The organism is Selenomonas sp. GACV-9 (assembly GCA_900116485.1).
Taxonomy (GTDB): Bacteria; Bacillota; Negativicutes; order Selenomonadales; family Selenomonadaceae; genus Selenomonas_A; species Selenomonas_A ruminantium_G.
In genome coordinates this window covers 377,257-402,290 of the sequence record FPAX01000001.1, presented here as the reverse complement: position 1 = coordinate 402,290, position 25,034 = coordinate 377,257, and the positions used below count along the sequence as shown (strand labels likewise).

The window sequence follows — 25,034 nt, the reverse complement described above, 5'->3', positions numbered from 1 at the left end:
TGGGTGCTTACTATGGCATACGGATATAAGATCAGAAAAGAAGATAATATGGAATGGACGCCTAGACGTGGGCGCAGAAAGTCGCGGGCCAAGGTGCGTCAGCAGGATCGTCAGCGGATACTTGTCTCCCTGACTATGGCAACGGGATTTTTTGCTTATCCGTATGGTATCAGTGAGGCTGCAATTGTCACAAAAGACGGCAATACCATTGATGCTGTCAATAACGTCTATAATATCGACCGGCAAGGCAAAAATGGTGACCTTTCTTACAATCGTTTCCGTGAGTTCGATCTGGCTCAGGGGCATATTGCCAACTTAAAGTTTGATACGGCTATTCTGGCCAATCTGGTGCAGAATAAGATAACCATCAATGGCATCGTCAATGCGGTAAAGAATAATCAGATTGACGGTCATCTTATGTTCCTGAGTCCTAACGGAATTGCTGTAGGGGCAACAGGTGTCATCAATGCGGGGCAGTTCACGGGAATCGTACCCGCAAAAACGGATTTTGAAAAATTGTATAATGCCACCAATACGGCTGACATTACGTTGGCGGCAGTGACGAAACTTCAGCAGGGAAGCTATGAGGCAGGGGGAACCATCGATATCAGCGGCCAGATCAATACCCACAGTGGTATCATGCTGGGGGCAGGTGTCATCAATATCAAGGATGGTGCCGAGCTCAAAAGCACGAAGAATATCGACTTCTCGTCGCTGGTGAATACCGGCAGTGTCAGTGCAGGACTAGGCAATCTGACAGCTGTTGCTGGTACTGGCGGCGATATCATCCTGACGGCTAGGCAGGAGTCTGCCGTCAAGGACACCAAGCCTGTCTTGAAGGAGGATGGCACGCCGGAAAAAGATGAAAACGGCAACGACAAGACCGAGGCCAATACCATCCATTGGCGCGACCGTTCCACGGATATTTCCGCTGCCGTCAATATCGGTACGGATGCCACTGACCAGGGTGTTTCCATCACCAGCAGTGATGGCGCAGTGAAACTTACGGCGGAGAGCAAGAGCACCTATGAAGACAGCACACCTATGACCCTGACAGACACCCTGAAGGGCATTGTGCTGGGCGAAGACACCATTGCCGAGGGACTTATCAACAAACTGGCTGGAGCAGAGTCTTCGGCCAACAAGTACCTCTATGTCAATTATGCCAGCAAGACGAACAAGTCTGCTATCAACGTCGGCAAAAATAGTACCGTGAAGGGAAATAGCATCGACATTGGGGCCAAGTCCACGGTGGAACTCAAACAGTCCATTGCTGTACCTAAGGCGGAGAAGAAGGACAGCGATGGCAAGGAGCAAAAATCGGATTCTGTGTTGCCCATCGCGACGGTGGCCGTTTCCCGCGTCTACAATAACGCCGATATTGTCATTGATGGTAAGTTGCAGGCCACGGGAAAAGATGGCGATGGCAATGCCATCACCATTGCCGCCGATGCCACTACTACGGCCAGCGTCAAATCAACCGCCAGCGGTGGGGCTAATACCTCAGCGGTAGTAGGCGTGGCTGTCCTTGCTGGCGACACCAAGGCCAATGTGGCTGTAAATGCGCCGCAGGGGACAGATGAATCATTTAAGGCAGAAACTGGCAAGGCTGCTATCAAGGCTGTCACGAACAGCAATATTGCGGTAGAAGCAGGGGCTACTGGCGCAGGCAAGAGCTATGTGGTATCCACCGTGGGCGTAGCTAACTACGACAACACTGCAGCGGTGTCGGTTGACCGTTCTATCAAGGCTGGGGCAGTGGATATCGCGGCCGAAAATAAAGTCAGCGGCTTTAAGATGACCGTGGACAATACCCTGAAAGCTGCTGCGGCAAATGAGGGCGGCAAGGATACTGCCCAGACCAGTGATGAGGATAAGGCAAAGGATAATGCCGATGCAGCGGCAGAGCAAAATGCCTCCCAGTCTGGGGATGACAACAAGAAAAAGTCCGCCAATCCTGAGAAGACCATCCAGGATGCTTCGGCAGATACCACGAAAAAACAGGCTGGCGATGCCCAGGAAGGTGTTCAGAAGGTCAAGGACAAGGTGGAAGGCACCAATAAGAGCGGCAGCAATGAGGCAAAGACTTCGGCCTTTGGCCTTGGGGCCAGTGTCGGTGTTGTGGCCAATAAAAACGATGCCAATATCACCCTGGGGAAGAATGCTGTCATTACGGCTACGGCAGTAGAAAATGGGGCAGACGGTGGGGTTAATGCGAGTGCCAAATCCCTGATGACTGCTTCTGCCGACAAGGAAGACAGTCTGCAATTTACGGTGACGAATGCCCAGGCCAACTCGGCCAAAGTGGAGATTGGTGCTGCTGTACTGGTCAGCAACGTGAAGAATAATGCCAATATCCTGCTGGATAATGAGGGGGATAAGTCTGCCCAAATCAAGGGTGAGGCCGTATCGCTGGGGGCTGTGGCAGGAATGGGCGAGTATGAAAAAGATTCCGAGAAGAAGACCAGCAGCCTGTCTTATGCGGTGAGTAACGAAGAGAAAGCGAATAAGGATAAACCGGCTACGGTGGTGTTGGACGGTTCGGTGGGGATTAACAACCTGCAGAATAACGCCGTGGTTCTTTTGGGACAGAAGAGCCAGCTGGAAGGTTCTGCCCTGACCTTGTCTACGGATGCCACCACCAAGGCGGCGGGAAAATACGGTGGCGAAGAAGATAACAGCAAAGTAGGTATCGGTGCTACGGTGGGCATCCAGAATATCAGCGGCAACAGCTTGATTATGGCGGGAAAGGAAACAGTACTTACCGGAGCCCAGGTGAGCGCTACGGCTAACAATTCCATCGACGCCAAGAACGAAGTCAAAAATGCTGGCAAAGGGGATTCCTTTGGCATTTCGGGCATGGTGGCGCTCTCCTATGGCGATAGCAATAGCATCGTGTCTTTGGATGATGAGGCCACAGTCAATGCTCCGGTCATGGCTATGCTTATGGCCGTCAATTCCACCACGGTGGATAACTCTGTCCGCAGTGAGTTCACGGGAAAGGAAAGTTCCAAAGCTTTTGGTATCGGCGTGGGCATTGTCAATTATGATGTAAACAGCCTGGCTATGGTAAGCGATAATGGCAGTGGGATCAGTGCACCCGCAGGAGATAAAACGGATGCGGAAAAGGCCGCTCAGAAAATCTATCAGAATGCGATGCTGGCTCGCAGTGTTGCTGGCGATACCTTTTCGGGGAAAATGGGGGACGCTACTGCCAGCGGCAACAAGGGAACCATCACCACGGGGAATCTCTCTGCGTCGGCCATAACCCTGGGCATGATACAGAACGATGCCAAGGCCAAGACCGTCTCCACTAGCGCCGAAGACAAGGCAGAAAATGCCAACGAACGGAAGGATTCGGAAAAATGGACGAATTGGTCCCAAAAGGGGAAAGAAGGGGCGAATGACGCCAAGAAGAATACGGAAGATTTGGAACAGGACAAGGTAGAGGCTCAGAATGAGTCTGCTGCTCCCACCATTGGGGAAACGTCCCAGAAGAATAATGCTTCGGGAGCAGGGAAGGAAGCAAGTTCTGCTGCCAATCCCGATGAAACGCCGAAGGATGATGGGGCTGCTCCTGCTGCCAATAAGAGTGCCGGGGCGTCCATCGGCATCGAGGGCAGTGCGGCCTTGACTTTCCTGGATGGCCGGACGGATGCTGTCCTCGACAATGTGACGGTGAAAAATGCTGACGAGGCTGCAGTGGAGTCTGTATCACTGTCGGCTACGGATTTCCTCGGTGCCATTACCACGGGGGGAACGGATATCAAGAACTCCCTAAAATCCGGCAGCTCTGCCACCAAGGTGGGTATTGGCGGCACCTTTGCCATGAACAGCTCCAATCGGGATGTGGATGCTTTCCTGCGCAATGTCAATTTGCCACAGGTGAAGTCTGTCCAAAATTCCGCCTCCAAGACGGGCCTTGAAGTAGTGGCAGGCATGGGAGTCAGCGCCTCTAAGGGCAATGGCACCAATGTGGCCGGTGCCGGAGCGGTGTATTACAACCGGGCCGAGCAGGATATCCATGCCCTGCTGCTGGATAATATCATCATCTCTGACGGTACGGGAACCATCACCAGCAAGGCTGTCAGCACCGATTATCAGATAGCAGGGGGCCTGGCGGCCAATTCTGCCAGCGGCGAAAACACCAATGTGGGCGTAGGCGGCGTGGTGGCCATCAGCAATTTGGAAAACAACCTGTCTAGCGCCATCATCGGCGGCAGCTATCAGAATCTAAAGTCCGTGGATATTGAGTCCCAGAAGGGCACCACCCAGATTGATGGCGCCCTGGCCGCTACTTATGCCGGGGGCAATAGCGGATACGGGTTTGAGGGGGCCTTTGCTTACGGCAGCGTGAAGAATACTACCAGTGCCTATATTTCTGGCGCCACCATTGTGGGAGCTCAGGACAGCATAGTAAATGTCAAGGCCGGGGAAATCCCTGTCCAAAAGACGGAAGAACAGCGCAGCACGGAAAAAGGGCAGATTGAAAACAACACCAATCTCACGGACATTATCAAATCGTTGCTGAAAGCTTCGGTGGATGCGGATAAAACGAATAAGGAAAATCTGGAAGATAAAGGAATAGACACCACCGGGAAGAGCTATCTCGATACGAGCAGTGCATCATCTTCCCTGGATGATGACGCCAAGACTACCGACGAGGGCAAGATTGTTGACGATGCCGCTGGTGATGAAGATGCGGCCAAAGACGAATTGGGCAAGAATCACAGTCTGACCATTACGGCGGCAATGGCTGGAGGCTGGAACGGAAATGCCGGTGCCGGTGCGGGCATTGCCTATAACTATGTGAAGAATGACCTGGCAGCGGATATCAAAGGTTCCACCATTACGGCTGATACAGTAGCGGGGGAGGCCGCCAGCGATTCTAAGATTATTTCCGTGGGCGCAGGCGTTGCCATTGGCGGCAAATCCTTTAACGGAGCCGGTTCCGGCAGCTGGAACGATCTCAAGAATGATACGAAGGTAACCTTTGAAAACAACACCATCACCGGGAAAAACATCAGCGAGCAGGCACAAAATACCAGCTCCATCATCAATATCGCCGGGGAAGTGGCCGGCGGAAAGGGCATGGCTATGGGATTGTCCCTGGCCTATAATTCCCTGAACAATACCACGGGAACTTATCTGAAAGGCAATGTTATCACCCTGTCAGAGGATGCGGATAACTCGGTCAAACTGGCAGCTGCTAACCAGGGCAAGGCTTTGGCGGTGGCTGGCGGTGTCGATGTTAATATCAGCCAATCCACTTTTGGTGCCGTGGGAACCGTGGCTATCAACCGGGGTGTCAACAACACGGAAAGTATCGTTGACGGCAAGGAAAACGGCGAAAAGACGAAACTCGACAAGGTGAAGGAGCTTTCCGTCACTGCTGAAGAACTAACCAAGAAGACCACCGTTGCTGGCAGCGTGTCAGTAGGCGGCAAGAAAGTGGGTATCGGCGGTGCTGTGGCCTATACTTCGGTCGGGACTGATGGCACGAGGGAGAAACTGCGGGCCGAAATCAATAATGCGGATATCACCACCACGGATGCTGGTACGATTGAAGTTTCTACCAAGGACAGCAAGACGGAGGGAACGAATACGGACAAGTCCCGCATCATTACTGTGGGGGCTGGCTTTGGTGTATCCTGGGGCAGCAATCTCTTTAATCTCCAGGGAGGCGCTGCTGTCTCGGATATCTATAAGGACAGCCTAGCTGCGCTAAACAACACCAACATCAACGCAAACAATGCGGATAGTCATCCCATCATCAATATTACCGCCGATACCAAGAGTAAGATCAATACCGTCGGTGTCGGCGGCACGGTTGATATCAATACGGAGGTAAAGGGAACGGCGGGCGTTGCCATTAACCGCCTGTATCAGGATACCAAAGCGGAAATGGCTACGGACAGCGGTACCACCACGGTCAACGCAGGACTTACCCAGGTGCGCGCTGCTGGCGATGGTGATATCCATTCCGTAGGTGTCGGGGGAACTGTGGGCGTTGGCGGACAAGTTGCCTTTGCTGGTTCCGGCAGCTACAACTACATTGATAACAACGTGAATGCTATCATCAAGAATCAGAATCTTGCCACGGATAGCAGTGTGGGCATCGTGGCCCAAAGTGACGACCGTCTCTACAACTTCGCCGGCGGTTTTGCCATTGGCGCTAACACCAAGGCGGGGATTGGGGCGGCAGTTTCCATCAACAAAATTAGCGGGAATACCAATGCGCTGGTACAGGGAGGCTCTTTGCAAGCCGCCGATACTGGTTCTATTAAGGTTACCCGTCCCCAGGACGAAAATCTCTTTACCACGGAAAAATTGGATCTTACCACGGACAGACAGCGCCTTAGCGAAAATCGCAAGGAAGAAACGAAGTCTGGTATCGTGGTGGATAGCTCGGCTGCCCATACCATCATTTCCCAGCTGGCTTCCGGCGGCGTAGCGGCCTCGGGCAGCGTGGGCGTCGATCTCGCGGGCACGGTGAACCTCAATACCGTCCAAGGGAATACTACGGCCAAAATCCAGGATGCGGTGCTTAATTCCGAAGATAATTATTCGGACGTGAATGTCAACGCCGTAGATTATACCAATTTCGGCTCCTTTACTGGCACGCCAACCGTAGGCGCGGCGGCAACGGCAGGAGTCTCCGTTGGTGTGTCTGCTAACTGGGAGACCTTTGACCGGACGACGGCAGCAGAGATTTCCAGCAATTCGGCCAAGAAGAACCTCTATGCCAAGAATCTCACCGTGGATGCCACGGCCAAGCACGGTTCCTCCGGACTGTCCTTTGCAGGGGCTGTGGGAGCCGCAGCAACGGCGGGAGTGGCTTCTGGTGACAGCATCATGCGTCATAGCAATACCAGCACTACCAGTGCGTTGCTGAGTAATATGAACGCGGTCTTTGACGGCACGGCAGAAATCAAAGCGGAGCATCTTGGTAACAGCCGCGCCATGAACATCGGTGCAAGTTTGGCTGGCGGCTATGCGGCCGTTGCCGCGGGAGCCGGTGTGGCTGTTATGGACGATGCCTCCACCGTTAAGGCCGAGGTGGATAGCAGCGACTTGAAGGCCAAGAGCAGCACCAATGGCAAGAACATTTCGGTGCTGGCGAAGAATGAAAACAATTGGAAGAATACGCTGGTTACCGCCAGTGCAGCGGTTGGCCTTGGCGCCGGCCTGGCTGCTAACGTGGGCATTAACAACACCACTGGTGAGACTGCGGCGCTGGTGACCAACAGTCAGCTTGAAGCGGAAAATGTCACGGTGAAAGCTGCGGATAAGCTGGTGGCAGATGCTACGGGCGGTGTTGGCGCTGCCGGTGTGGGCGGCGTAGGTGTTTCAGTGGCACTGAACAATATCAACAGCAGTGTCAGTGCCCATGTGTCCGGCGGTTCCGTCAAAGCGGCGAAGGATATTGCGGTAAAAGCGGAAGAAGAGCGCCATTTTGAGAGCAGTGTGACCGGCGCAGCCGTTGGCGGTATTGGTGTAGGGGTCAACGTAGCGGTTACTTCTGTGGGCAAGGGCATCACCCAGGCCCAGCTTAGCAATGCAAAAGATGAAAATGGGAATACCACGAGCGTCAATAATACTACCCAGAATGAAATCAACATTCATCTGAATGGTTCCCAGGGCGTGAATAACGCGAAGGGGGCTCTAGGCGTCGATGGCGCGAAGTTCTTCGGCCTGAGCGACAAGGACAGCGACCTCAATGCGGCTAAGAATGCACAGGTAAGCCTTGACGTGCCCAAAGCCAAGTCCGATAAACAGGGTGTTCATACGGGAGTTAATCGTGCCCTTTTGACGGCGGCGGAAAATGTCAATGTTACGGCCCAGGAGACCAACGACATTACCGCGAAAAATGTAACGGTCAATGTGGGCGGAACGGCTGTAGGGGTTACGGATGCCATCATCCACACGAACTACGATACGGATGTAACCGTAAGCGGTGCCACCATCACGGGCAAGGAAATTAACATTAATGCGTTGCAGGGGCAGAAAAATAACGGTTCGGAAATCACGGTGACGGCGGTCAGCGTGGGGGCTGGCCTTGGTGTGGGCGTCGGTTATGCTGGTATTGTCAATAAGGGTGCTACGGATGTCAATATCACGGGCAGCACCATTGAAGGCACGGAGAATGTCATGGTCAAAGCCCAGGATGACAGCAAGAGCAAGACGCAGATCACCAATGTGGGGGTTGCGGCGCTTAATGTCACTACAACCTTTGCCAGTGTAGAAAATAAGAACAATGTGGGCGTAACACTGGCTGGAACGAACAACATTTCCGCTGCCAAGAATATTACGATTGACGCTAAGAGAGCTAATATGCTGGAAGCCCATACACAGGGCGTCGGCGTCGGTGGCGTCAATGTGGCAGTAAACCACGCCACCATTGAGGACGGCGAAAAGGATGATAAAGGAAAGATAATCGCGGGGAATGCTACGGCCAAAATCACGGGCACGACCAACATCAAGGGGCTGGATGATAATACCAGTGCCGCGAAGTTCCATTTTGGTGCAGCCAACGATACGACGGCGAAACTCAGCGCAGGCAATACTGCTGTCTCCATTCTCGGCGTAAGCCGGATGCGGGGCAAAGGCGTCATGAATATGGGGGCTGAGGTAAGTGTGGCTGGTGGTTCGTTCAACGCCAAGACGGTGGAGTTTACTTCCCAGCTAGGAACTGCCAATGGCCGTACTCTGGAAGGTAACGTGAAGGGGCATAATGTCTCTGCGGTGGCAGTGGCCCCGGATGCGGTGGTATTGAATACGGATGCTAAATCTACGATTAATGTGGCCAACAGCACCTTTGATAAGGAAACCAATCTCATTTTGGATAACAAGTCTTATGTGGACCGCAAGGCCTATATCTATGGCGTTACGGCAGGTGCTGTGGCAGTAGGCAATACTAGTGCAGATATCGTTGGCAATGAGACGATGTCAACCATCCTGACGGGGAAGAACGAAACCACGAAGCTGAATAGCTTGCAGGTAATGTCTAATGGCCAGAACATTGGCAAGGCTTTTGCAGATGCAGGTGGCGGTGGAATCGTGGGCTATGTGGGTGCCCATGTGGACAACAAATCTACCAATAAAGTCACCAGCAGCCTTAGTGGCAAGTGGGAGGTAGCAGATGAAGTTTCCCTTAGCGCATCGCAGAATGATGAGGTGCGCCTGACGGCCTCGGAAGGCCATGGCGGCATTGCTGGCGTGGGCGGCACCAGCGTGGATAACACGATTGATACCACCACCAACGCCAATGTGGCAGATGGTACGGTAATCAATGCTGACCGCGTTCGTATCGGCACGTCGAATGCCGTTACCACTGGGGCCTATGACGATACAGACTCCAAGGGCAACAAGGATGAGCAGACCTATACGTTGAAAGACCATTTCGGCGGTGTCATTTCTGGCAACCGTCTGCGCAGCCTGCTGGACGTTACGGAAAACGGCACAGTCAACATCGGTAAAGACGCGAAAATCACCACTAACAATCTGCAGGAATATGTTGCCTCCTCGCAGAATAACCTGACGAATCTGGTGCAGGCTAAGGGCGGCGGTGCCATCGCGGTCACAGACGCAGTCAGTGACATCGATATTGATGTCACTAATAAAGTCAATGTGGCCGGTGGGGCGACCCTCAGCAATGAAAAGGCGGCATCTGCAGAGGATATTATCCTGGCCGCTTATGACAATCAGACGATTAAATCTCATGTGGATGGAACGGTATATGCCGGAGTTGTCAGCCCCATCGTGGCCAAGAACAACATCGACATGAACCGCAAGAGCGATGTGACGGTGGCAGGAAATATTGCGAGCAGTGCTAATGTGGGCCTTTATGCGGGGGCTAACAAGTCTGGGGCCCTCTCCAATCTGAATGCAGATTTCAAGTCTGGCGCCTACAACTATTCGGTTATTTCCATCACTGTGCCCAGGGTGAAGTATGACATCACTGCCGACAAGGGAATGGTAAATGTCAGCGGTATTGTGCGTTCCACCAAGGACATCAATGTGATTGCCAGTGGTGGCAAGGAAGAGATCGTCAAGGACGAAAGCCTCTGGAACTGGGCCAAAGGCGGTTCCAGCACCGACAAGAAGTTCCTGACCTCCGATGCAGTTTCTGCAGAAGAGTCCTTGCCGAAACTGAGTACAGTCAATGTCACGGGCTCCCTTATTGCGGGCACGGCTGATCCAATCAACTTGACCATCAGTGGCTCTGTTGCTGGCGGCCTTCACTATACGGCGGATAACAATATCACGAATCAGCGGCTTGTGCAGGGCATCACCAAGGGCACCTTTGATTATGCCAACACCTTAGGTGAGAGGCTTAGAGAACTGAACAAATTGATTGCTGCCTATAACGGTGATAGTACGAAAATGGCGGCTTATATCGCCGAGCGTGATAGAATTCAGAGCGAAATGGTGCGCTTGGGGCTCACGGAGAAGGATGAAAAAGGCAATACAGTGTACCTTAGCTCTGGCCGTTCGGTTTACTACGTGGAAATCCCGGATATTGCTACCAGTGGCGGCAATATCAACGTTCAAGCCAATGATCTGACGGGGACAGGGAATCTTCATGCCAACTCTGCTCCACCTGTAACCATCACGAACGCATCGGATGCTTATCTGAAACTGAATAACATCCTTATGGGCGAGCAGGGCGGCAGCATTATCTATAATAAGGATAATGTCATTCCGCCGGGGGCAACGCTGGGCAATGAGAAGATCAACTCGGTCAATGTTCATAAAACAGGAGCAGCTTTCAAGGAGATTTACGGCAGAACTGATAGCACAGCTGCGGGCCTGACGGTGCAAAACACCAAGACCTTCAGTGGTGATAAGACCAGCACTATTTCCTTGACGCCGGAGTTGGAGCAGGAGATCAACAATAATACCGAGATGACGTCAGAAGAAAAGACGAAATATAAAAAAGCAATCGAAAATGGGGAGATGAAGTATACCGCCATCACCGATGTGGAAGTGAATGGCAAGATCAGCAATTTCTATGGCAATGTAACTATCAGCAACGCCAGCGGAGATATCCGCATCAGCGGTGGCACCAAGGAACGTCCGACAGGCATAGAGGGAAATACGGTGAAACTTATCGCCGCTAATGGTACTATTGCCCAGGACTACAAGGAGGGTATTGTCAATATCAACGGCGACCCAGAGAAATATTTGGCGGATAAAGCCACTGCCATGAAAAATACTCTTGGTCTGAGTGATACGAATAATGATAAAAAGAATAAAGAGGAAGATTATACGCGTTCCGATAGCTCAAATGTGGCTACAGGCTATATCGCTGGCCGGGATGTCTATGTATCTGCAGCCAATATCAACGTGAATGGGCTTATTCAGAGTGGCTACAAGACTTATGCTGCTACGGTGACGGAGGATCAACTTACTACGGCTAAGACGAGACCGGCCAGCCGGGCGGCTGTTGTCCAGAACCGCACCATGTACGAGGTCAATGATGGCGGTGCAAAGTGGAACAGCACGGATAAGGTCTTTGACTATGTACCACAGGTCTATTGGGATCCCTCTACAAACAAACTGGTGGTGGAGGATATCGACACCCAAGGCGGCAAAGTCTATCTGACGGGTAAGATTGCCAGCACTGGTGATGGCAGGATCCTGGCGGCGGATGGCGCAGCGGAAATCTCTGTAATCAATCAGACCAATCTGGATATGAACGTGGGCAATGTCTTCAATAATCAGCGGGAAGGCGTTATTACCATTGCTGATACGGCTAAGGATACCTGGACCGAATACAAGCGGGGGCAGACTCGCACCATCGATAACTATGCCACTTACTTGAAGAATCACGCTGGCGACACGGATGTCTATGCTGGTGCTGTGAAAACAAGTAATAACCTTGCCGTTGGCAATAACAATACTTTGCAATATGCAGTACAAGGAAATCAGGCCTATACATGGGTTAATGGCAACAGTGTTGAGACCACTAGAACATATCAGCATTATGAGCGGCGTGGTATGTGGGGCCTGGTACAGACGGCAGATGAAAGCACGCTGAACGGCTGGACCCAAAATTCGACTCCTATTGACAAAAAAGAAGGGGCGAGATTAGGTTTGCCGGAAGGTGCTGTGATTACGCAGAGCAATGGTGTTCCGGCAAGCGGTAAACTGCACCTTGATGGAAATACCAGTGTCCTGAGTGAAAGAAGTTTTGACCACGATCATTGGGTTACTCGTTCCGGGTTCCTGGGCTGGTTCAAGCACATTTACGATCGGTGGAAAGTCGGTACCTCCACGATTCAGCTCTATAATTATTCTCTCAATGCCTCGCAGCCTATCACGATTGGCTTGATTGGTGCGGAAACGGGCAAGATCGACATCAAGAGCACCAATGCTACTGGTGGTAACATCAATTTGATGGGCAATGTGGCCAATTCGCATAACCAGGCAGCGCTGACGGTGAGCTCGCAAGCTGGTGGCATCTTCCAGAATGATGGCACTACCTTGAAGAGTGAAATCGTGAATCTGACGGCGAAGAATGATATCAAGAATATCCATATCACTTCCATCGGAGTGAAGGATGCAAATGGTCATGTGACGGACAATATCAAACTCGATGCCGTTTCCACTGGTGCGGGGGATATCGATATCACCGCTGTGGGCGGATTGCTGAACAATCAGTCCCTGCCGGGGAATGTGGAAATCGTGGCGCTCAAGAGCCAGGATGGAAATGCCGCTTTCAAGAAAGATGCGGCTCTTGGTGATGTAGCCCTGAATGCCGCTGGGAATATTACCCAGTCGGGCAGTGGTACCAGCGTAGAAGGCCGGGGAATCTATTTGACCAGCGCTAATGGTGGCATCGGTACGGAAACGCAAGCTATCAACCTTGCCGCTTCGGATTTGGTATATTCTACGGATCGTTACGGTGCACAGGTCAATGCTGATGCCAAAGGCAGTATCTATTTGACCGAAACGGCTGATGGCGGCGACATGCGTGTGGGCAGGATTGAATCCCAGGAAGGGGATGTGAAACTGACCGTTGCTGATGGCGGCTTTGTTGACGCGCTGCCAGGTGATGATAGATCCCGCTTTACGGAAAGTGTTGACAATATGGTGCATCGCTGGATTGATGCCGGGCTGATTGATGGCGAAAAGGATGCACAGGGAAACTATACCTACAAGGGGGCGTATATCGAGGGCCTGGAGAAGAACCGCGATGACTATAAGGCGAATGTGGAACTTGCTTATACGAACAAGACCAAGGCACAATGGCAAGTGGAATACGACAATCAGCAGGCGGCGGTAAAGGGAATCTATGATTCCGCCGAATATCGTAACTATCTTAGCAATAAGGCGAAGTATGACCAATTGACCCCGGATGAGCGCAGGGAACTGGCCGACAATAAGGACAGTGCTTTCCTTGCCTATGCAGAAAGTGCAGAGAAGTATAACCAGTACAGTAGCTATGAAACGGCAGAGGCATATCTGAAAGATACTGCTGCATACAAGTATTCACAGTATGATAATGCCGACGCTTATCTGGCAGCAGATGCCACTTATCAAGACTTGGTGAATAAGGCAGCGCATCCAACTTTTGAATGGAGGAAGGATATGATGCTCTATGCCGTCAGCGACAAGATCGTGAATCCGGATGGTGGCGGCAGCCTCCAGACAGATCGGGCGGCTAATATTCTTGGCAAGAATGTCACCTTGTCTGCTACCAAGGGCGCAGTGGGTACTTTTGCTAATCAGTCCAAGACGATTACCGTGGATGAACTGACAGGTAACGATAACATTGCCAAGATGAAAGAGCTCATGAATGTAGATGCGTCTGACGTCACTGCCCATCGGGATGCCGACGGTAATCTGTTGTCCTTTGAAATCAAGGGCAACATGCCATTGGGCGTAAAGGCTAGCGGAACTTTAGACGTGACGGCAGGGGGCAATATCTCTGTGGCGGGCCGTAAGGATGCAGCCGGGGAGCATTCTGCTATCAACGTTGGCACCATTGATGCTACCCAGAATAGCGCAACAGGCGATGTGCGCCTGCATTCTGAGGAGGGAATCTATAATGCCAAGACTGCAGACTTTACCAATATTACAGGCAACAACCTGATCCTTACTGGCGGCAAGGAGAGTATCGGTACCGCAGATAAGCCTTTGAATGTTTCCCTGATTGGGGATTTGACTGAGGCACGTGCCCAGAAGAATGTGTTCATCAAGAACATGAACAATAATGATTACCTCCGTTTGGGAACTATGTTTGCAGAAGATACTATTTCCTTAAACAGTGACAAGGGATTCTTGATGAGCAATGCCAATGCGGATATTGCTGCGTCGTACATCAATGCCGGAAAGACGCTGGCGTTCAATACGAATGTCAATACCGGTATCGTAGGTGATGCAGACAATGCTATCCGTGTGCTGAACGATCGCGCTGCTGTGAACATCGCGGCTGAGTCCGCCCATATAAAGGGCCTGGGCAGCCTGGCTCAGGGCATACAGAATGGCACCTTGGTCTTGGGCGACATCAAGACGGTCGGTGAGTTCACTGCTGTCAGTGAAGGCTCCTTGACTGTGGGCCGTGAAGAGGAGAAGGACAATGCTGGAACTGTCAAGAAGGAGGCGGTAGCTGGTGCTATCACTGCCGGTGGCCATGTAAACCTTGAGGCTGCAGACAGTCTGACCCTTGACGGCAACGTGAAGGCAGAGGGGAAGAACTTGACGCTGAAAGCGGTTAATGGCGATATTGCCCAGACGGATAAAGGGGCCATCATCGCTGATAAGGTCAAGACCTTCAATGGCAAGTCACTGCTCCTGGAAAATGAAGAGAATGCCTTCAACAGCATTGAAGTGGACGGCATTGAAACCACGGCGGCAGAAAAGCCGGATATTGCTGGCAATGTGCGCATCGTAGATAACGCTGACGCTTTGACTACGGCTGTCAAGCGGAAGGTGGCAGGGGATATCTCCATCATCAACCTCCGTGACAGCGGCACGCTGACTAATGCTGGCAACTTTATCGCCACGGGGGATATTGCCCTTAATGCGAAAGGTGATTTGTCACAGGCAGCAGATACTACCATTGCAGCTGGAAAGGATGTAGCGCTGACTTCGGTAGGTGATGCTATCCGGCAGGCTGCTGATGCAGGCATCCAGGCTGTCAATATCACTGCTACCAGCGCCAAAACTGTTGATTTGCAGGGCACAGGCAACCAGTTCGAGGCAATTACCGTACAAAGTTCCGTGGTGGATGCAGGCATCAATGGCAGCGTTCTAGTCAAGGATAGTGCAGATAAGCTGGCGCTTTCGGTGCAGCCCGTTGTCAATGGCAATATTGCGGTAGAAAACTTGAAAGCGCAAGGCACGCTGCAAGTCTTGTCGGATCTTCAGGCCGCAGGCGACGAAGCAGCTGCTAAGGGGGATATCACGCTGAAATCCGACGGCAGCATGCAGACGGACAAGAAGATTACAGCAGCCAATAATGTGGCGTTCACCTCCACCACAGGTAATGTGTCTATCAATGGTGACATTACCACTGGAGGAAATATGCCTGATATGAATGAAGAAACACTTGCGTTGGAAGGTCCACATAATTCTCTTGTCATTCATGCAGGTGGCGCTGTGGATGAAGCAGCAGGCGTGAACATAACAGCGCCGGTGGTAGAGACTTACAGCGGAAATGGCGTATCCCTGGAAAGCGTGAAGAATGGATTTGTAGTATTCCTGGCGGATGCTCTGGAAGGAAACACGGCGATTAATGGCAGTGTCAAAGCTGTGACTAACTGTGATGATACCTTTACGGTAGGGGTAGGGGCAAGTATTCGTGGCGATGCGGAATTTACGAATCTCCATCAAAATGGTGAATTGGGAATTCTGATCAAGGAGCCTGATGATGACGATAAGGAAATTAAGATCCTTGGCGGCAATGGCGCCAAAGGCAATCTGGTCCTGACGGCCAGTCAGGATGTGATGTTGCTAGGAAATGTCAATGCGAAACATGATATTGTGATTGACAGTAACAAAGGCGGCTCTTTCTATGGGCTTGGCAGAGGTATGGTGGCAGGAAACGATGTCAATGTGTCAGTGGGCAATGCGATTCAATTTATTGGAACCATTGAGGCAGGGCATGATATTGACATGCAGGTTCAAAAGCCTATTTTCGAGGAGAGCGGCATCCGGATTGCTAACTTGTCTAGTGGAACCTCTTTACTTACAGCAGGCAATGAGGCTCGCTTCAATGTGAACGGCGACGGAGACATTGAGATGTGGGGCAAAGTTGAAGCGACGAAAGATGTTGATATTAATATTTCCGGTAAAGGCAATATCGATATTGACAATTCGATCCAATCCAAGGATGAGAGTGTCTCAGTGCAGACAGGAGAAGGTGATATAAGCATTGGTACCGATAATGTGACAGATGATGAGACAATAAAGGCGAAACAGAACGTTACTGTTGGGACCAATCTTGGCACTGTCTATATTTTGGGACAGACCATCACGCAAGATGGCGACATCACGATGAAAGCAGGAAAGGAGACCTATGAAGAAGGTACGGCTCATAGCAATTTCATCATCAGAGATGATGGCAAGCTAGTCTCTGGTGGAGGCATTGGCCTTTACGGACGTAATGGCGATATCGAGATCACGGATGTCATCCAAGCAAATAAAGGTATTATCGTCAATATCGCCGAGCAAGGTGATGCTACTTTTGGTAGAGATGTAACTGTCACGCAGAACGTGGATATTTCCACAGATAAAGGGGATATCACTGTAGGGCATACCGTAAATGCTGATGATGGTACGATTCGTTTAGCGTCCGAGAACGGCACTATCCTGGTAGGAAAGGATATCACCGCAGGGAAAGACATCACTGTTTCCACCCATCAGGGGAATATCGTTGTAGGCGACACGGCTACGGGTGACGATGGCGATATCCTTTCTAAGGCAGGGAATGTGTCTATCCAGACGGATAAAGGAAATGTTGGTATTGTGAAGACTGTGACAGCTCAGGCGGGCAGCCTCGGCATTGCCTCCGGGCAGGGCGATATCCTCATCGGTAACAATGGGCCGGATGTGAAGACCGTCACGGCGAAGCAGAACATTGACCTTGCTGCCAAGGATGGGAAAGTAGTGGTCTATGGCAAGACTTCCACGGAAGTGGGGGATATTTCCATAGCGGCTCACAAGCAGGTCTATACTTCCGGTGAAGATAATAGCTCCTTCATTATCGACCAGAACGGCAAGCTGGAAGCCGGCGGCGCCATCCATTTGGATGTGGGCAACGGCGACCTGCACGTTTCCGACCGCATCCAGGCCAAGTCTGACCTGGTGGCGGAGCTGGAGGAAAAGGGCAGTCTCTACTTCGATACGGATGTGAATGTGGAAGGAGAGGTAAAAGTAAAGACCGTCGAGGGCAATATCCATGTGGGTCATGATGTTCAGGGCACAAAAGATATTGCTATGACGGCAGGAGTAGGAAATATCTATGTAGGCGCAACGGTAAACTCTGTTGGTGGAGATGTGAATCTTGCCACTAAGCAAGGGAATATCGACATCGGCAAAGAAGTGCGGGCGGATGCAGGCAGCATTGGTGTCCAGATAGGAAACGGTTCTGTCACTATCGGTAACAACGGGCCAGATGTAGAAACCGTCACTGCTCAGAAGGATATCGATATGAGTGTGGATGTGGGTCAGATCAAGATTTACGGCAAGACATCTACCAAGCTGGGTGATATCTCCATGGCAGCTGGGGCAAACCAGTATACGCCGGGAGCACAGAATTTCATCATCGAACAAAATGGCTTATTGGAATCCGGACGAGACATCAGCCTGACGGGGCGCAATGGCGATTTGCATGTGACGGATGCCATCCAGGCTAAACGTGATCTGCATGCCAAGGTCCTTGAGGAAGGCGGTGTATTCTTTGATAAGACGGCAATGTTGAAAGGTGATGTTACCGTACATACGGAGGAAGGTCAGATAAGTATTGGCGGACATATTGATGCCAATCTGGTGGATCTAGCTACTGGAACGGGGAGCATATCTGTCGGTGGCGATATTGATTCGGCTTCGTTTGTCAGCATACAAACGAATACCGGCGATATAAATCTGCAGGATGTTATCGCCAAAGACGATATCAAGGTGGCTGTGCAGAATGGCAACATCCATGCCCACAACATTATTTCCGGGGAGACCACCCATGTGGCGCTGGAGAGCGGAGATCTTTTCCTGAATCTGGCCGAGGGCAAGGCTGTAGTGATTCGCATGGAGAACAATACGGAAGCCTCTAAAGTCAATCGGGTTTTGGCAGAAGCTCGTGGCGGCAGTAATCCCGATGTTACGCTGACAGGCAATTTCATCCAGATCGGCTCTATGGCGGCGAAGGGCGGAGACGCTGTATTCGAACTTTCGGCCATGGGAGCAGGGAATCAGAAACTCATCGGTGGCAACTTCTACGTCGGAAGCCTGCGTTCCGGCAATGGCACACATATGCCGAATCTTTGGTCCAACCGTGGCTATGTCCATGTGGATGAAGGCGATATGGCTGTGACGGATATGCTGGCAGTGGATAAGATTCATCTGGAAAATGAGAAAACAGACTTGGCTGTTTATGGGCGCACGCCCACCAGAGATGGGGAACAGCTGGCCTACTGGAACAATCTGGATATGGCATACAGCAAAGCACGGGGATTCCAGCTTTATGCGAACGGAAGACTCCGGACGAGCCGGGCCGTCCTGATCGATGCTGGCAAGAATCTGACAAAACTCTACGGCGATAACCTTAGTGTGGTAGATATGATGCGTGAGCGTGTAACTAATACACATGGTAAATTCACATTTGAAAGTGCATGGCTAACGGAGCCAGGCAGTGTTTTGCAGAAACAGGCATACTACTTTGACATGGAACCTGTTGAAGTTGCCATGCGGCAACAGAATGCAGATTATGGGGGAATCGTGGTAGAGGAAAAAGACGTTTAGGAGGAGCAAGAGAAGATGAACCAGAAAGCAGAGGCATTCAAGGAATATCTGAAGGAAAAGGACATCGAAGTCTTTGAGATTGAAGAGTTGCGTGGGGACGAACAGAAAACAGTGGTATTTCGTTCCTACCTTACGGTGGAGGGGCAGCAGCTGCCGGTTATCGTGATTCTGGATGATAGTTTTTTCGCCTTAGTACGGGTGCAGATATCTCCTAAGGCGATGACAGAAGAGAATCATTTTGAACTATTGAAGAAGGTCAACGAGGAATCTTCTGCCTACAAACCCTTCAAGCTCTATTTGAACCAAGCAGGTGATTTGATGCTGGATGTGTGTATGGTAATTGAGGGGGAACTGAAAGGCGATACAATCTATGCCATGTTTGCCCTCATCATCGACTATCTGAACAATAATTACCGTGCCTTTATGAAATGCATCTGGTAAGGAAAAGGAAGAACTAGCTGGTAAAGGCTCTCAGGGAATGATTCCCTGGGAGCCTTTTTCGTGTATGTTTTTGTATTTTTCTATCATATATGTTATGATATAGACTTGATGGCAGTGTATCTTTTACTGCCTTGAAATCGCAAGAAAATTGGAGGTTTTTGTTTGACAGCGATTACCTATGAATTGATTCGCAAAGATGAAAAGACGGGGGCGCGTGCGGGTATCATCCACACGCCGCATGGCAGTTTCCCTACACCGATATTCATGCCGGTGGGTACGCAGGCTTCAGTCAAGGGCGTAAGCCCCGACGAGCTCAAGGATCTGGGAGCCGGCATTATCCTGTCGAATACGTATCACTTGTTCCTGCGTCCGGGCATGGAGCTTGTCAAAGAGGCCGGCGGCCTGCACAAGTTCATGCATTGGGATCGCGCGATCCTGACCGATAGCGGCGGGTTCCAGGTGTTCTCGCTTGGCGATTTGCGCAAGATTACCGAGGAGGGCGTGACGTTCCGCTCACATATTGACGGGTCAAAGAAATTCCTGTCGCCGGAGGTATCGATGCAGGTACAGATGTGCCTGGGCTCGGATATCGTCATGGCTTTTGACGAGTGCGTGCCGTATCCGGCTGACCACACCTATGCGTTAAAATCCAGTGAGCGCACGCTGCGCTGGGCAGAGCGCTGTAAGAAGACGATGACGGCACCGAACCAGGGCCTCTTCGGCATCGTGCAGGGCGGTATGTATAAGGATCTGCGCAAATGGCATGCCCAGGCGCTCGTCGACATGGATTTCCCCGGCTATGCAGTCGGCGGTCTTTCCGTCGGCGAGCCGCCGGAGCTCATGTATGAGATGCTGGACTACTCGACGTCGCTCCTGCCGGAGAACAAGCCGCGTTACCTCATGGGCGTCGGCACGCCGGACCATCTCGTCGAGGGTGTCATGCGCGGCATCGATATGTTCGACTGCGTCTACCCGACGCGCGTCGCCCGCAATGGTATGGCGATGACCTGGACGGGACGCCTCGTCATGAAGAATGCCCAGTTCACCCATGACCACAATGTCATGGAGGAGGGCTGCGGCTGCTATGCGTGCCGCAATGGCTACACGCGTGCGTATATCCGCCATCTGGTGCGCGCTGGCGAGATTTTCGGCCTGCGCCTCCTGTCGCTGCATAACCTCTACTTCCTGGAAGAGTTTGTGCGCCGCATGCGCCAGTCGATTATTGATGGGAAATTCACGGAGTTCCGCACGGACTTCTTGAATAACTATAACAAGAAATAAAGAGGAGTTGATTTTATGAGTCCAGAAATGGCAGCTGCCCTCGGCACTTGGGGGCCAATCATCATCATGGTAGCAATCTTCTACTTCCTGCTGTATCGTCCGCAGAAGAATGCGCAGAAACGCCGCATGAGCATGCTGGACAGTCTCAAGACGGGCAACCGCGTCATGACGATCGGTGGTATCTACGGCACGATTGTCGCCATCGACGATACGAAGGTCGAGCTGAAGATCGCCGAGCATACGGTCATCGAGGTCGCCCGCTCGTCCATCAATGCCAACCTCACGCAGGATAAGCAGGCCTGAGATGACGGCTGCGATAAAGGCGGCCAAGAAAGCCCTGCGGGCGCAGATGACCGCGCGGCGCAAGGCCTTGACGCCGGAGTGCCGTGCGGCGGCAAGCCAGCAGATGCTCCAGAAGCTCTATGCGCTGCCGGTTTACCAGCGGGCGGAAACGGTGTTCCTTTATGCCTCGATGCCCGATGAGGTGCAGCTCTATGGCCTCATGGAGCAGGCGCTGGCCGATGGCAAGACCGTCTGCCTGCCGCTCATCACGGGCAAGGGAACGATGGAGGCCGTGCGGCTGCCGTCGCTTTCTGACCTCGTGACCGGTCAATTCGGTATTTTGACCGTTGACAAGTCAAAACAAGAGTTAGTACCGGCGGCAAAGATTGACCTTATCATCGTGCCCGGTGCCGCTTTTGATCGGTCAGGGCACCGTCTGGGCCTGGGAGCTGGTTTTTACGACCGGTTCATGACCGCGAAGGCGCCGCAGGCGTACCGCTGCGCGCTGGCCTTTGACTGCCAGCTGGCAGCAGAGGTGCCGGTGGAGCCGCATGATGCGCTCGTGCAGCACATCATCACGGAAAAGGAGAGCTTTACCATTACGCAAAGGTAAGTGATTGTTATGGAAATCAAGATTGGCCTGGCGAAGACAGCCAAGTACGCCATGGAGGTCTGCGGCGATTCCTGTGATATCGCCGAGCGTCCCCATGGCGGCATATCGGCCATCATCGCCGATGGGCAGGGCAATGGGCTGGCCGCACATCACACGAGCGGCTGGGTCGTCAACAAGGCGGTGCAGCTGATTACCGATGGCGCCCGGGACGGCGCTGTGGCCCGTGCCGTACATGACTATCTCTATGCGATGAAGGACAAGAAGGTGTCGTGCACGCTGACAGTCGTCAGCGCTGACCTCGACACGGAGACGGCGGTCATCAGCCGCAACTCGAACTGTCCGGTCATCGTGAAGACAGAGGCCTACGAATCGGTTTACGACGAACCCGTCGAGCCGATTGGTGTCAATCGTCACATGAAGCCGCTGATGTATGAGATCCCGCTGGAGGCGGGCATGATCATCGTCTCGTATACCGATGGCATCGCACATGCGGGCCGGAAGCGCACGGGCCGTGCGGCTGACTTTGACAAAATAATGGAAATCGTCCGCAAGAACAAGGCAGAGGATGCGGCGTTCATCGCCAAGAGCATCATGGACTACGCATTGACGCTGGATGCGGACAAGGCTTCGGATGATATGACCGTTCTCGTTCTCGGGGTAACTGAGGGCTCGTCCAATCCGCCCCGCATCGAGCAGATAGAGGTCACGTATCCCTATTGATAAGGAGGGGATTCCCATGAAGATCGCAATCGTTGGTGTCTGCGCCTCGGGCAAGACCACGCTGGTAGCGGGTCTCAGAGCCGCAGGCTATGATGCCTACAACGTCGCGCAGGAGCATTCCTGCATCCACAATTTCTGGGCCAAGCGCCAGCCGGATCTCGTCGTCATGATCGATGCGACGATGCCGGCTATCCGCAAGCGACGTCAGGTCTTCTGGGATGAGTCACGGCTGGTCACACAGCATAAGCGCCTGGCAGATGCCAGAGCCCACGCTGACCTCTACATCCAGACCGATCCGCTTACTGCCAAGCAGGTATGCGACAAGGTCATTGCCTTTATCGAGGCCAAGGAAGCAGGTAAGTCTGCGTGATTTACCGTGCCTGCTTTTTAGATAAAAGTAAATCTGGGAGCGATGCTCCCGCAAGAAAGGGTTGAATCCGTTGAGAAAAGACAATCTCATCAAACTGATTGTCTGCGTCGTTGCTATCATCGGCATTTTCGTCGCCTTCGTCAAACCTCTGGCATTCTCTATCCGCCAGGGCCTTGACCTGCAGGGCGGCACGCATGTCGTACTCGAGGCAGAGGACACAGATATCGCAAAGGTCAATGATGACGCCATGAACCGCGTCGTCACCATCATGGAAAAACGCGTCAACGCGCTGGGCCTCACTGAGCCGATTATCCAGCGCGAGGGAAGCCGCCGCGTCATCATCGAGCTGCCGGGTGTCAAGGACCCGGATGCCGCCATCAAGACCATTGGCAAGACGGCAATGCTCGAATTCAAAGACGAGGAGGGCAATACCGTCCTGACGGGTACTGACCTTAAAGATGCGCAGGCAGCTACGAACCAGAACAGCGGCCAGCATGTCGTAAACCTCGAGTTCTCCGATGAGGGCGCGAAGAAATTTGCGGATCTCACGACGAAAAATGTCGGCCGCACCATTGCCATCCTGCTTGATGGTGAAGTGCTGACGGCACCGAATGTCCGCGAGCCGATTCTCGGCGGCAAGGCTGAAATCTCCGGCCAGAAGACGCTCGAGGAGGCACAGCAGCTCGCTGTTGTCCTCAGAAGCGGTGCGTTGCCGGTCAAGGTCAACATCATCGAGACGCGCACGGTCGGCCCGTCCCTTGGTCAGGATTCCAAGGACAAGTCCACCTTTGCGTTTGCCGTTGGCATTGGCGCAGTCCTCGTATTCATGATCCTGTTCTACCGTCTGTCGGGCTTCATTGCTGACGTAGCTTTGATGGCTTATACCATCATGCTGCTGGGCCTCCTGTATCTCCTCGATGCGACGCTGACACTTCCGGGTGTCGCCGGTATCATTTTGTCGATCGGTATGGCCGTCGATGCGAACGTGCTGATTTTCGAGCACTTCAAGGAGGAGTACCAGATCCAGGGCAAGACGCTGCGCCTGTCGATGGATGCAGGCTTCAAGCGTGCGTTCACGACGATCTTCGACTCGAACATCACGACCATCATCGCCGCTGGTGTCCTGTTCTTCCTGGGCACCGGTACGATCCGCGGCTTTGCCATCACCCTGGGCCTTGGTACGATCCTGTCCATGTTCACGGCAATCACCTTGTCCCAGTACATGCTCAAGCTCATGATCAATTCGAAAATCGCAGAGTCTCCGAGCGCCTATGGCGCCAATGGCTATATGCTTTGGAAAAAGGAGGATCTGAAACATGAATAAGCTCAATCTGGCTGGACATAGAAATCTTTTCTTCCTCCTTTCGGCCATCATCATCGCCGCCGGTATTGCCTGCATGTGCATCCGCGGCTTCAACTTTGGCATCGATTTCACGGGCGGTACCATCATCGACCTCAAATTCGAAAAGCCGGTAACGATTGCCGAGGTTCGCTCGAGCCTGGCTAAATACAACCTCGAGGGCTCGACGATCCAGCTTTCGGGAGAAAACGGCGCAGCGACCGATGCAACGATGGGCGAGAATGTCATGATCCGCACGGTTGACCTCGAGGAGAACCAGCGCAAGGATGTCATGTCGACGCTCAAGTCCGATGTCGCTGACTATCAGGTACTGCGTGAGGAAAAAGTCGGTGCTACGATCGGTGGCGAGCTCATCACCAATGCAGTGCTGGCCCTCGTCGTTTCCTGGGCACTCATCATCCTCTACGTCGCTTACCGCTTCGAATGGCGTTTCGGCGTAGCGGCAGTCCTGGCACTCGTGCATGATATCCTCATCGTGCTGGCGGTATTCTCGTTTACGCAGCGTCAGATCGATTCGTCCTTCATCGCAGCGCTCTTGACGGTCGTCGGTTACTCGATCAACGATACCATCGTCATCTTCGACCGCATCCGCGAGAATCTCAAGCTGCACTTCCGCCGTGGCGGCAACATCGATACGCTTGTCAACACGTCGATTTTCCAGACGCTGACGCGTTCGCTCTACACGGTCTTCACGGTCATGTTTACGACATTTGCGCTCTACTTCTTCGGCGGCGACACGACGAAGGACTTCGCCTTTGCCCTGCTCGTCGGCTTCGGCTGTGGCTGCTATTCGTCCATCTTCATCGCCAGCCCGCTCTGGATTGTCTTCCGCAACTGGGGCGAGAAAAAACATAAGGCAAAAGTGGTAACGGAATAAATACAAGAAAAGGCGCCTAGAACTCACACGGGTTCTAGGCGTCTTTTTGTCTGCTGCGGAACCAGTATGCCTTAGCGTGTCGTATCTGCTGCGCTGGGATGACAGCGGGTTGACAGGTCAGAAG

General features: G+C 52.4%; 9 protein-coding genes. All 9 read left to right on the top strand.

The annotated features are described in order from the left end of the window. The first annotated feature begins 12 nt into the window (after positions 1-12). On the top strand, positions 13-18,966 hold the full coding sequence (locus tag BM322_RS01785) for a hypothetical protein (protein WP_082334288.1): 18,954 nt from the start codon (positions 13-15) through the stop codon (positions 18,964-18,966). A 15-nt stretch (positions 18,967-18,981) separates the two neighbouring features. After that, positions 18,982-19,407 (top strand): hypothetical protein, encoded by a 426-nt coding sequence (locus tag BM322_RS01780; protein ID WP_075428182.1) that lies wholly within the window; start codon positions 18,982-18,984, stop codon positions 19,405-19,407. A 162-nt stretch (positions 19,408-19,569) separates the two neighbouring features. Beyond that, positions 19,570-20,688, top strand: a complete 1,119-nt coding sequence (tgt, locus tag BM322_RS01775; RefSeq protein ID WP_075428181.1) for a tRNA guanosine(34) transglycosylase Tgt — start codon at positions 19,570-19,572, stop codon at positions 20,686-20,688. Between the two features lie 15 nt (positions 20,689-20,703). Further along, entirely contained in the window at positions 20,704-20,991 is a 288-nt protein-coding gene (yajC, locus tag BM322_RS01770; protein ID WP_075428180.1) for a preprotein translocase subunit YajC, read from the top strand. A gap of 1 nt (position 20,992) precedes the next feature. Beyond that, complete coding sequence (locus BM322_RS01765) at positions 20,993-21,583, top strand: 5-formyltetrahydrofolate cyclo-ligase (RefSeq protein WP_075428179.1); 591 nt, start codon at positions 20,993-20,995, stop codon at positions 21,581-21,583. A gap of 9 nt (positions 21,584-21,592) precedes the next feature. Continuing rightward, on the top strand, positions 21,593-22,303 hold the full coding sequence (locus BM322_RS01760) for a PP2C family protein-serine/threonine phosphatase (RefSeq protein ID WP_075428178.1): 711 nt from the start codon (positions 21,593-21,595) through the stop codon (positions 22,301-22,303). A gap of 16 nt (positions 22,304-22,319) precedes the next feature. Continuing rightward, complete coding sequence (locus BM322_RS01755) at positions 22,320-22,673, top strand: hypothetical protein (RefSeq protein ID WP_075428177.1); 354 nt, start codon at positions 22,320-22,322, stop codon at positions 22,671-22,673. 88 nt (positions 22,674-22,761) lie between these two features. Continuing rightward, the gene (gene secD / locus BM322_RS01750; protein ID WP_177220807.1) at positions 22,762-23,997 is read left to right on the top strand and encodes a protein translocase subunit SecD; all 1,236 of its coding nucleotides are present in this window, start codon (positions 22,762-22,764) and stop codon (positions 23,995-23,997) included. Beyond that, entirely contained in the window at positions 23,990-24,910 is a 921-nt protein-coding gene (gene secF, locus BM322_RS01745; protein WP_075428176.1) for a protein translocase subunit SecF, read from the top strand. Before secD ends, secF begins: the two co-directional genes overlap by 8 nt. Positions 24,911-25,034: the final 124 nt, after the last annotated feature.

Coding starts and splice junctions, on each gene's coding strand:
- BM322_RS01785 (WP_082334288.1), top strand. CDS start 13: ATGGCATACGGATATAAGATCAGAAAAGAAGATAATATGGAATGGACG.
- secF (WP_075428176.1), top strand. CDS start 23,990: ATGAATAAGCTCAATCTGGCTGGACATAGAAATCTTTTCTTCCTCCTT.
- BM322_RS01765 (WP_075428179.1), top strand. CDS start 20,993: ATGACGGCTGCGATAAAGGCGGCCAAGAAAGCCCTGCGGGCGCAGATG.
- BM322_RS01780 (WP_075428182.1), top strand. CDS start 18,982: ATGAACCAGAAAGCAGAGGCATTCAAGGAATATCTGAAGGAAAAGGAC.
- yajC (WP_075428180.1), top strand. CDS start 20,704: ATGAGTCCAGAAATGGCAGCTGCCCTCGGCACTTGGGGGCCAATCATC.
- BM322_RS01760 (WP_075428178.1), top strand. CDS start 21,593: ATGGAAATCAAGATTGGCCTGGCGAAGACAGCCAAGTACGCCATGGAG.
- BM322_RS01755 (WP_075428177.1), top strand. CDS start 22,320: ATGAAGATCGCAATCGTTGGTGTCTGCGCCTCGGGCAAGACCACGCTG.